The organism is Prauserella aidingensis, from assembly GCF_024171865.1.
Lineage (GTDB): Bacteria > Actinomycetota > Actinomycetes > Mycobacteriales > Pseudonocardiaceae > Prauserella > Prauserella aidingensis.
Genome location: NZ_JAMTCN010000056.1, coordinates 1 through 8,974, shown reverse-complemented (window position 1 = coordinate 8,974; position 8,974 = coordinate 1). Strand labels below are relative to the sequence as shown.

2 protein-coding genes are annotated in these 8,974 nt (G+C 72.6%); both read right to left on the bottom strand.

Annotated elements, in window-relative coordinates:
• Positions 1 to 6,401: SDR family NAD(P)-dependent oxidoreductase (locus LY13_RS25185; protein WP_308216403.1), on the bottom strand; the 6,401-nt coding region annotated here is incomplete at its 3' end.
• On the bottom strand, positions 6,398 to 8,974 hold a 2,577-nt coding region (locus LY13_RS25180), incomplete at its 5' end, for an SDR family NAD(P)-dependent oxidoreductase (protein ID WP_253831051.1). The genes LY13_RS25180 and LY13_RS25185, both read right to left, overlap by 4 nt.

Genomic DNA, 8,974 nt, shown 5'->3' with positions numbered 1-8,974 from the left:
CCCTGTTCGAGGATGACGTGGGCGTTGGTACCACTGACCCCGAACGACGACACCGCCGCACGACCGGGACGGCCCACCTCCGGCCACTCCCGCGCCTCAGTCAGCAGCTCCACCGAACCCGACGACCAGTCCACATGAGACGTCGGACGATCGACGTGCAACGTCCTCGGCACCACACCACGACGCATCGCCTCGACGACCTTGATGATGCCGGCGACGCCCGCAGCAGCCTGCGTATGACCCAGATTCGACTTCACCGAACCCAACAACAACGGCCGCTCACGACCCTGCCCATACGTCGACAACAACGCCTGCGCCTCGATCGGATCACCCAGAGACGTCCCCGTCCCATGCGCCTCCACCACATCCACATCAGACCCGGACAACCCAGCATTCACCAACGCCTGCCGAATCACCCGCTCCTGCGACGGACCATTCGGCGCCGTCAACCCATTCGACGCACCATCCTGATTCACCGCCGAACCACGAACCACCCCCAACACCCGACGCCCCCGCCGCCGAGCATCCGACAACCGCTCCACCACCAACACACCAACACCCTCACCCCAACCAGTGCCATCAGCCGACTCCGCAAACGACTTACACCGACCATCCGCAGCCAACCCACGCTGCCGCGAGAACTCGACGAAGGTGGACGGGGTCGCCATCACGGCCACACCACCGGCCAGGGCGATCGAGCATTCCCCCGAACGCAGCGACTGCGCTGCCAGGTGCAACGCGACGAGCGACGAGGAACACGCCGTGTCGACGGTGACGGCGGGTCCTTCCAGGCCGAACACGTAGGAGATACGGCCGGAGGCGACGCTGCCGGAGTTACCGGTGCCGAGGTAGCCCTCGACACCCTCGGGCAGGGAGACGAGCCTGCCCGCGTAGTCGTGGTACATCACGCCCGCGAAGACGCCACCCTCGGTGCCGCGGACGGAGCGCGGGTCGATGCCCGCGCGTTCGAGAGCCTCCCACGACGTCTCCAGCAGCAACCGCTGCTGCGGATCCATCGCCAGCGCCTCACGCGGCGAGATCCCGAACGGTGCGGGGTCGAAATCGGCCGCGTCACGCAGGAAACCTCCTTCGGCGGTGTAGGAGGTACCGGGGTTGTCCGGGTCCGGATCGTAGAGTGCCGAGACGTCCCATCCGCGGTCGTCGGGAAACGGGCCGATGGCGTCCCGACCCTCGAACACCAGATCCCACAGTTCGTCCGGAGTGGACACACCGCCCGGGTAGCGGCACGCCATGCCGACGATCACGATCGGGTCGTCGTCGGCGGGCGCGACGGTCGACGACGGCCGAGCGGGCGCGGTGCCCGCGGCCTTGCCCGCGAGGTGGGCGGCCAGTCGCAACGGCGTCGGGTGGTCGAACACGAGGGTCGCGGGCAGCCGCACCCCGGTCGCGGCGGTCAGGCGGTTACGCAGTTCCACGGCGGTCAGCGAGTCGAAGCCGAGGTCGGCGAACGCGCTGTCCGGAGCGACCGCGGCGGGACTGCTGTGCGACAGCACGGTCGCGGCGGTGCCGCGGACCAGGTCGAGCAGCGCACGTTCACGGTCGTCGGGCGCCATGTCCGCGAGCCGGTCCGGCAACGACGGCCCCGAGTTCGTCGCCACCGCCCGTCGCGCCGTGGCGGGCGCGAGCGCGCGCAACAACGGTGGCACGCCAGGGCCTCGCAGTGCGCCGAGGTCGAGCTTGACGGGAACCTGCAGAGCGGGCCCTTCCGCGGTGGCGTCGAGCACCGCGAGCCCCTCGGCCTCGGTCAGGGCCGACATGCCCGAGCGGGTCATGCGCGCACGGTCCACCTCGCCGAGGTCACCGGTCATGCCGCCGTCCTGCGCCCACAGTCCCCACGCGAGCGAGACCGCGGGTTTACCCGCGCCGCGCCTGCGGGCTGCGAGGGCATCGAGCACGGAGTTGGCGGCGGCGTAGGCCGCCTGACCCGCGTTGCCGAACACTCCCGCGGCCGACGAGAACAGCACGAACGACCGGACGTCGCCTGCGAGTTCGTCGAGCAGCACTGCGGCGTCGGCCTTCGGCCGCAGCACGGCCGAGACCCGCTCCGGGGTCAGCGATTCGACGGTGCCGTCGTCGAGCACGCCCGCGGTGTGGACGACGGAGGTCGGCCGGTGTTCGGCCAGCAATGCCGCGAGCCGTTCGCGGTCGGTGATGTCGCAGGCGACGACGGTGGCCCCGGCCGCGATCAGTTCGTCCGCGCCGGGGGCATCGGGGCCCCGGCGGCTCACCAGGACGACGTCGCGCACCCCGTGCACCTCGCCGAGATGGCGCGCGATCAGACGGCCGAGAGCGCCCGTTCCGCCGGTGACGAGGACGGTGTCGTCCGGCCCCCACACGGGTTCGGCGTCCTCGGCACCTCCGCTCCGGACCCCGCGCACGAGGCGGGGTGCGTGCCAGGCGCCGTCGTGCCAGGCGAGCTGCGGCTCGTCGGAGTCCGCGGCCGCCGCGAGATCGACGGCGACCGGGTCGCCCGGGCCCGTGGCGGACCCGACCGCATCGACAAGGGTGATGCGACCGGGGTGCTCCGACTGGGCGGTCCGGACGAGCCCCTGGACCGCGGCACCGGCGAGGTCGCCGGCGCCGGCAGGGCTCCCCGTACCGCCGGTCAGAACGACCAGGTGCACGTCGTCGGTGACCACGAGCTTCTGCACCAGCGTCAGAACCGCACCGACATCACTGCCGGGAACGGCCAGCACGTCGGGGGCCTCGTCCAGGACCGCGAGGGCGTCGTCGAGCGGGACACGACGCACGACCCGGTCGGAGGGTGCGAGCTCGACCCGCTGCCATGCCACGTCGAACACCGGGCGCGCGACGGTGGGTACGTCGGCGACCGGGCGGAACACCAGGCTGTCGGCGGTGACCAGCGGCGTTCCGGCGAGATCGGTGACCGCGACCGACACGGCGTCGGGCCCTGCCGGAGCGATGCGCACCCGAGCGGTGGTGGCGCCCGTGGCGTGCACCGTGACCCCGCTCCAGGAGAACGGCAGGTGCGGGGCGCTCGGGACGGACACGCCCGCCGTGGCCTCGTCGGCGGAAGCGAGCAGCACGACGTGCAGGGCCGCGTCGAGCAGCGCGGGGTGAACGGCGAAACCGGCGACCTCCGCGCCGGAGGCGTCCGCGCCTGCCGGATCCTCGTCGTCGCCGCCCGGCAGCGCGACCTCGGCGAACAGTTCGTCACCGCGCCGCCACGCCGCCGTGAGCCCACGGAAAGTGGGGCCGTAGGCGAATCCGCGGTCGGCGAAGGTCTCGTAGGCGCCCTCGAGGTCGAACCGGTCGGCTCCGTCCGGCGGCCACGTGGTGGACTCCTCGGGCGTGACCGCGGTGGCCGTGAGGGCGCCGGAGGCGTGGCGGGTCCAGCCGTCCTGGTCGGCAAAGTCCTCCGGTCGCGAGTGGACGGCCACCTCGCGGGAACCGTCGGCCGCGGGACCGGACACGGTGACCCGCAGCTGGACCGCCGTCTGCTCGGCCAGTACCAGTGGCGTCTCCACCGCCAGGTCGGCCACCGTCGGGCAGCCGACCTGGTCGCCCGCGCGGACGGCCAGCTCGACGAACGCGGTGCCCGGGAGGATGGCGCTGCCCAGTACGGCGTGGTCGGCGAGCCACGGCTGGTCCGCCAGCGACAGCCTGCCGGTGAGCACGACGCCGTGCGGGTCGGCGACCACGGCGCCGAGCAGTGGGTGTTCGGCGGCGCTGAGACCGACGGAGGCGAGGTCCCCGGCCCAGCGCTTGCCGGCCTTCGGCCAGAAGCGGGTGGGCCGGAACGGATAGGTGGGCAGCTCGACCCGGTTTCCCCGCTGGACTGCCTGCCAGTCGACCGCACGGCCCGCGGCATGCAAGGTGGCCAGCGCCTCCAGTGCGGCGCGGCGCTCCGCGTGGTCCCGGCCCGTGATCGGGGAGCGCACCCCGCGTTGGGCGGGGACGCAGTGGTCGATCAGAGGACTGAGCGCGGCGTCCGGGCCGACCTCCAGCACGTGCGCGGCGTCGAGACGTGCCACGCCGTCGGCGAACCGGACCGGGTTGCGGATGTTGTCCACCCAGTAGTCGACGCTGTCCGGCGCGCTCTCACCGGCCACCCCGATGAAGCCCACCGACGGCGCGGACCGCTCGACGGCCGTCACCTCGGACCGGAACTCCCCGAGCACCGACTCCATGTGGGAGGAGTGGAACGCGTGGCTGACGGCCAGTCGCTTCGTGTTCACCCCGCGCGACGCGTGCCGCGCCACCAGGTCGTCGACCGCGTCCTCGTCACCGGAGACGACCACGGAATCGGTGGCGTTGACGGCGGCGACCTCCACACCGCCGGGCAGCTCGATGTCGGCTTCGGCAACGGCGAGCGCGGCCATCGCTCCCCGCCGGTCGACCGATCCCATCAGCTCGCCGCGCCTGACGACCAGCCGTGCGGCATCGGCGAGCGAGAACACTCCGGCGACGTGCGCGGCCGCGAGTTCGCCGACCGAGTGGCCGACGACGACGTCCGGTGTCACGCCCCAGGATTCGAAGAGCCGCGCGAGCGCGACCTCGAACGCGAAGATCGCGGGCTGGGCGATCTGCGTCTCGTCGATGCGCGAGCCGTCGCGGATCGCCTCCCGCACCTCCACGGGGAAGTACGCGACGAGCTCGTCCCACGCGCTGGCGAACACGGGGAACGCCGCGGCGAGGTCCCGTCCCATGCCCACCCGTTGCGAACCCTGGCCGGTGAACACGAACGCCGTCCGGCCGCCCCGCACGTCGACCACGTCGCCGGAGCGCAGCCGCTCGGCGAGTTCCTCGCGGTTCTCCCCCACCGCGGCGATCCGCTGTTCCAGCGACGACCTGGTGGTCGCCAACGAATGAGCGACGTCCACAGCGGACAGTGAGGGATCGGATTCGAGCAGGTCGGCGACGCGTGCGGCCTGCGCCTTGGCGCCGTCCTCGCCCCGACCCGAGACGACAAGTGCGATCGGGCCGTGCGACGGCGAGGACTCGACCCGCTCGACCTGCTCGGCGGCGGGTGCCTGTTCGAGCACGACGTGGGCGTTGGTTCCGCTGATGCCGAACGACGACACCCCCGCACGGCGGGGACGGTCGACGTCGGGCCACGGCGTGTTGTCGCTCGCCAGCCGGACGGCGCCCGCGGACCAGTCGACGTGCGGGGTCGGCTCGTCGACGTGCAGGGTCGCCGGAACGAGACCGTTCCGCATGGCCATGATCGCCTTGATGGCTCCCGCCGCGCCCGCGGCGGCCTGCGTGTGGCCGAGGTTCGACTTCACGGAGCCGAGCAGCAGCGGATCGGCGCGGTCCCGGCCGTAGGAGGCGATGAGTGCGTCGGCCTCGATGGGGTCGCCGAGCGTGGTGCCGGTGCCGTGCGCCTCGACGACGTCGACGTCGGCGGGGGTCAGTCCCGCGCTGCGCAGCGCGTGCCCGATGACCCGGCGTTGTGACGGCCCGTTGGGGGCGGTGAGACCGTTCGACGCCCCGTCCGAGTTCACGGCCGAGCCGCGGAGCACGGCCAGCACCGGATGTCCGGCGCGCTGGGCGTCCGACAGCCGCATCAGCGCCAGCACGCCGGCGCCCTCGCCCCATGCGGTGCCGTCGGCCGCCGCCGCGAACGGCTTGCAGTGCCCGTCGGGGGCGAGTCCGCGCTGCCGGGAGAACTCGACGAACAGCGTCGGTGTCGCCATCACGGTGACGCCGCCCGCGAGCGCCACCGAACACTCGCCGGAGCGCAGCGCGTGCGCGGCGAGGTGCATCGACACCAGCGACGACGAGCACGCCGTGTCGACCGTGACCGCGGGCCCTTCGAGGCCCAGCGAGTACGCGACACGACCGGACAGGACGCTGCCCGCGTTGCCGGTGCCGAGATGCCCGCCCGCGTCGTCCCCGGAACCGAGCAGCAGGGACGGATAGTCCTGTCCGTTGGTGCCCGCGAACACGCCGACGTCGCGGCCGCGGAGCGACACCGGGTCGATCCCGGCCCGTTCGAGTGCCTCCCACGACGTCTCCAGCAGCAGCCGCTGCTGCGGGTCCATGGCCAATGCCTCACGTGGGGAGATGCCGAAGAACGCGGCGTCGAACTCGCCCGCGCCCTCCACGAAGGCGCCGCGCCGGACGTAAGTTCCGCCCGGGCGGCCGGGGTCGGGGTCGTAGAGGGCGTCGACGTCCCAGCCTCGGTCGCCGGGAATGTCGGTGACGACGTCCCGACCCGAGACGAGCACGTCCCAGAACTGCTCGGGGGTACGCACCCCGCCGGGGAACCGGCAGCCCATCCCGACGACCGCCACCGGTTCCTGCCTGCCCTCCTCGGCCTCCTGCAGCCGTTGCTTGGTCTGCCGCAGGTCGGCGGTGACCCGCTTGAGGTAGGTGAGGAGCTTTTCCTGCTCGGTGTTTTCCGCTCCGGTCACGACAACCCCAGTTCCCGATCGATGAAGTCGAACATGTCCGCCGAGGTCGCCGAGTCGAAGTCCTCGGCGTCCTCGGTCTTCTCCGGTTCGCCGTCGCGCCACTGGGCCAGCAGCGCCTGCAGTCGTTGGGCGACCCGCGTCCGGGTGGTGGCGTCGGCCTCGCCGGGGTCGACGAGCGCTGCCGCCAGGCGGTCCACCTCGTCCAGGGGCGACGCGGCCGCTGCATCCCCGAACAGGTCGCCCAGCAGGTACTCGGCGAGCGCCTGCGGCGACGGATGGTCGAACACCAGCGCCGCGGGCAGGGCCAGTCCGGTGGCCGTACGCAATCGGTTGCGCAGTTCCACGGCGGTCACCGAGTCGAAGCCCAGTTCCCGGAACGCCCTGTCCTCGTCGACCTCGTCGGCCTCGGTGTGCCCGAGCACGGCCGCGGCCTGTGCGCGCACCACGTCGAGCACGGCCCGCTCCCGCTCGGCCTCGGGCATTCCCGCCAGTCGCGTCGGCAGGTCGTCCTCGTCCGGCTCCGACGTCCCGTTGGCCCGCAGCTGGGGCATCTCGGACAGGAACCGGCTCGGCCGGGTGGCGGTGAACGCGGTGCCGAACCGGTTCCAGTCGATGTCGGCGACCGCGGTGAAGACGTCGCCTGCGTCGACCGCCCGGTGCAGCGCTTCGAGCGCGAGCTCCGGTTCCATCTCGGGTACGCCGTGACGGCGGGCCAGTTCGCCCACCGCGCCGTCGGCCATGCCGGCACCACCCCACGGGCCCCACGCGATCGACGTCGCGGGCAGGCCCAGGTCGCGGCGGTGTGCGGCGAGCGCGTCGAGGTACGCGTTGCCGGGTGCGTAGTTGCCCTGCCCGGGAGTGCCGAACGTGCCTGCGAAGGAGGAGAACAGCACGAACGCCGACAGGGGAAGCTCGCGCGTCAGCTCGTGCAGGTGCAGCGCCGTGTCGACCTTGGGCCGGCACGCACGGTCCACCCGGTCGGCGTCGAGCGCGTCGAGCACCCCGTCGTCGAGGACCGCCGCCGTGTGCACGACCGTGTCGAGCGGTAACTCCTCGGGCACGGTGTCGAGGACCGCGGCCAGCTGGTCGCGGTCTCCCGCATCGCACGCCGCGAACGTGACACGCGTTCCGAGGGCGGTCAGCCGCTCCCGGAGTCGTGGCGCGCCGGGCGCGTGCTCGCCGCGCCGCGACACGAGCAGGACGTGCGGAGCGCCGCGTTCGGCGAGCCACGTGGCAACCGCGGAGCCGAGCGCACCTGTACCGCCGGTGACCAGCGCGGTACCGCGAGGCTGCCAGCCCTCGGGTTCGCGGCTGGGTGGGGCTTGGACGAGCCGCCTGCCCAGCACTCCCACGTCGCGAACGGCGACCTGGTCCTCGCCGAGCGCTCCCGACACCACGGCCGCGAGGCGGTCCCCCGCCCGGTCGTCGACGTCGGCGGGCAGATCGACCAGTCCACCCCAGCGTTCGGGGTGTTCGAGGGCCGCGACACGGCCCATGCCCCAGACCATCGCCTGCAACGGTGCGCTCACCGGGGATCGCACATCGACCGCGTGACTGGTCACGCACCACAGGCGTGCGGTGAGGCCGGCGTCGCCGAGGGCCTGCAGCAACTGGAGGTTCTGGACCGCGCCGCGCCGTGCGGACGTCTGGCCGGGGTAGGTGTCCTCGGCGAGCGCCAGCAGTGACAGCACGCCCTCCGCGTCGGAAGGCAGCTGTGCGGCCAACGCGGCACGGTCGGCGGCCGCGGGCACGACGACGACGTCGACGTCGGCGCCACGCCGCATCAGCGCCTGCCGAGTGGCGTCGGCGAGCGGGTGGTCGCCGACGCCGTCGGGGACGAGGAGCGCCCACGTGCCGGTCAGCACGGCAGGTGCGGTGTCCGGGACGGGCCGCCAGTCGACGCGGTATCGCCACGCGTCGACGGTCGAGCGGGTCCTGCCCCTGCGACGCCATGCGGACAGGGCGGGAACGACGTCGCTGAGCGGGGCGGCGGGGTCGAGGTCGAGCACGCCGGCGAGGTCGTCGAGGTCCTCCCGTTCGACCGTGTCCCAGAAACGGCTCTCGACGTCGTCGACGGTGCGTTCCGGCCGGTGCCCCTCGGGCGGGACGAGCCAGTAGTGCTTCTGCTGGAAGGGGTATGTCGGCAGGTCGACCCGTCGCCCACCGGGAATGACCGCGTCCCAGTCGGGAGTGACACCGGCGACGGCGGCCTCACCCAACGACAGCAACAACCGGTCCAGACCGCCCTCGTCGCGCCGCAGCGAGCCCACGGCCACGACGTCGTCGGGCAGGGCCATCGTCAGCACCGGATGCGGCGAACACTCCACGAACGTGCCGAACCCATCAGCCCTCAACCGTTCCACCGCGTCGGCGAATTCGACCGGGTTGCGCAGATTGTCGAACCAGTACTCCGCGCCCATCGCCGAGCCGTCCTCGACCCGCCCCGTCACCGTCGAATACACCGGAACCTCACCGGCCCGCGGTGTCACCGGCGCCAACACATCCAGGAGTTCCTCGCGCAGATCGTCCACCTGCGACGAATGCGAGGCGTAATCCACCGGAACCCGCTTCGC